We start from the raw sequence: 2,484 nt of genomic DNA on the forward strand, positions 1-2,484 counted from the left end.
ATTCTCTTCCACCACTTGTTGTTTGTGGCCTAACTGATAACTTTCAGCCACATGCTGAAAGTCGCAACCACCGCATTGGTCATAGTATTTACAGGGAGCATCCCGGCGGTCAGCGCTTGGCTCCAGAATGCGTTCAAGCGTGCCACTATGCTTGCCGGTTGTTTTGTACTGAATAACTTCGCCGGGTAAGGCCCCCATAATAAAGCGTGTTTGCTTTTTACCACCCTCACCCCGGATAACCGCCCGCGCCTGATGATCCAACGCAGAAACCTGCGCTCTCAGGGTTTTACTCACGGATTTATTACGCTTCTGCGGTTTAAAGAATTGCGCCATTTTGGTTGTTTTTAACCCAGTTTATTCAGATTCTAAAATGACCGTTGCCACGGCGTAATGCTGCTCGTCACTTATCGACAAATGACTTGCAACAACCCCCATCTCTTCAATCCATTGTGCGGCAGTATCTGTGAAATGCCAGCCCGGCTTACCAAACTCGTCGTGAATCACTTGCATATGTTGGAATGAAAGTCCGGCCGAAATACCCCGCCCGAAGGCTTTAGCACAAGCTTCTTTAGCGGCAAATCGTTTGGCTAAATACGCCACTTCGTCAACCGATGCGCTCATTTCTTCCTGTTCTGTCGGGGTCAATCCACGCTTGGTCAAACTATCGCCTCGCGCTAACGACTTCTCGATACGAGACACTTCAATGATGTCCGTACCCACTCCTACTATCGCCATTATCTTGCCTTATCGAGTATCTCCCGCATATCGCGGACAGCTTTATCCAGACCATCTAGTACCGCACGGGCAATAATAGAATGACCAATGTTCAGTTCTACCATTTGTGGTATTTGTGCAACTTCTAATGTGTTGTGGTAGTGCAGACCATGTCCGGCGTTTACCTGCAACCCAATAGAGTGCGCATATTCGGCAGCTTCCATTAAGCGAGCTAATTCCCGTGTTTTCTCTTGCTCGGTTTCTGCTTCAGCGTATTGCCCCGTATGCAGTTCAATAATAGGGGCACCAGCATTTTTAGCGGCGTCTATTTGCTCGCGGTCAGCATCAATAAACAATGATACCTGAATACCCGCCTCAGTCAGTCGTTGAGTTGCCTGGGTAATAGAGTTCAGTTGACCAGCAACATCAAGGCCGCCTTCTGTCGTCAGTTCTTCACGCTTTTCCGGCACCAGGCAACTGAATGTCGGCTTTGTTTTTATCGCTATATCCAACATTTCCTCTGTTACGGCCATTTCTAAGTTCATTGGCACATTCAGAGTCTGCTTTAGCATGGCAACATCGCGGTCAGTAATGTGGCGACGGTCTTCACGCAAATGAATGGTAATGCCGTCAGCACCTGCACGCTCGGCAATGCCAGCCGCAGCAACCGGGTCGGGGTAGCGCACGCCTCGTGCATTACGCAAAGTGGCTACGTGGTCAATGTTAACGCCCAGACGCAGACCTTTCATCATTTAGCTCCTTTCACTTGGGTGATTTCCGCGGAACAATTCACGACTGCGCAGTGGTTTATCGCCTAAGTAAACAGATAAAGCGTCACGCATAATGTATTTCAATTGCCGTAAACGGCTCTCGTCATCAACGTCCCAGGCGGCCAGTTTTTCAATATCAGCCACCAAATACGCTCGTTGTTGATCATCTCTGGCTTGTGTCACAAAACCATGATCGGGAATAAAATAACACCAGTCGTAATTCGATAATGCCTGACCACTATCAGCATCATAATACCAGTCAAAAGCAGCGCCAAGGTGTTGCAACAAATGCCATTCGAACTGACGTAAAGCTGGCTCTACACGCTCACTCGCGGTCATATTATGCAAAGTGGATAAATAACTTTGGAACAATTCAGAAGCTTCACCTTCTGCTGGTACCAAACGCTGAATCAGCTCATTAAGGTAAAAGCCGCTATAGAGTTTCTCGCCTTGTAGCTGCAACCTTTCGGTGGTCTGCTGCGGCTCGAGTAAGGTTAAGGTTTTTAACTCGCTGCGCCCCTGAAACTCGGCCAGTAGAGGTATAAAGGGCTGAGCCAGACCGCGCCATGGGCTTTTCGGGCGTTTTGCGCCTTTGGCAACAACCCGGACTCGTCCGTCATCTTCGGTGAATAAATCCAGTATCAGACTGGTTTCCTGATAGTCCCAACGATGCAACACCAGTGCCCGCTGCGCCACTGTTTAGTCCTCGCGGTAACCCAGACTCTTCAATGCGCGCTCGTCGTCTGACCAGCCCGATTTCACTTTTACCCAAAGCTTCATCATCACCTTATTATCCAGCAGTTTTTCCAGGTCACGACGAGCTTCAGTGCCTATCGTTTTCAACTTACTGCCGCCCTGCCCAATAATCATACGCTTCTGCGCGTCGCGCTCTACCAGTATTAACGCATGAATATGGGTAGTTCCCTTATCAGAATGGCCGAACTGCTCAATTTCTACCGTGGTTTCGTATGGCAGCTCGTCGCCGGTAAAGCGCATCAGT

The 2,484-nt window shown here is 49.1% G+C and carries 4 protein-coding genes and 1 pseudogene; all 5 read right to left on the reverse strand.

From position 1 onward, the window contains the following. Positions 1–333: pseudogene (locus B3180_RS02360) on the reverse strand (23S rRNA methyltransferase); the annotation flags it as partial. A 21-nt stretch (positions 334–354) separates the two neighbouring features. Beyond that, positions 355–735 carry a holo-ACP synthase gene (acpS, locus tag B3180_RS02365; protein WP_286842775.1) on the reverse strand — a complete coding sequence of 127 codons (381 nt, stop codon included), beginning with the start codon at positions 733–735 and terminating at the stop codon, positions 355–357. After that, complete coding sequence (gene pdxJ, locus B3180_RS02370) at positions 735–1,463, reverse strand: pyridoxine 5'-phosphate synthase (RefSeq protein ID WP_199494203.1); 729 nt, start codon at positions 1,461–1,463, stop codon at positions 735–737. Before pdxJ ends, acpS begins: the two co-directional genes overlap by 1 nt. Positions 1,464–1,466: 3 nt before the next feature. Further along, the gene (gene recO, locus B3180_RS02375; RefSeq protein ID WP_224797318.1) at positions 1,467–2,180 is read right to left on the reverse strand and encodes a DNA repair protein RecO; all 714 of its coding nucleotides are present in this window, start codon (positions 2,178–2,180) and stop codon (positions 1,467–1,469) included. Positions 2,181–2,183: 3 nt separating this feature from the next. After that, positions 2,184–2,484 (reverse strand): KH domain-containing protein (locus B3180_RS02380; protein WP_286842779.1); only part of this gene is annotated, 301 nt, incomplete at its 5' end.

Origin of the sequence: Idiomarina sp. UBA4206 (genome assembly GCF_002383015.1) — a bacterium.
GTDB classification, from domain to species: Bacteria; Pseudomonadota; Gammaproteobacteria; order Enterobacterales; family Alteromonadaceae; genus Idiomarina; species Idiomarina abyssalis.

Bases quoted from the DNA above. Each gene is read 5' to 3' on its own strand.
- acpS (WP_286842775.1), bottom strand. From the start codon at position 735: ATGGCGATAGTAGGAGTGGGTACGGACATCATTGAAGTGTCTCGTATC.
- pdxJ (WP_199494203.1), bottom strand. From the start codon at position 1,463: ATGAAAGGTCTGCGTCTGGGCGTTAACATTGACCACGTAGCCACTTTG.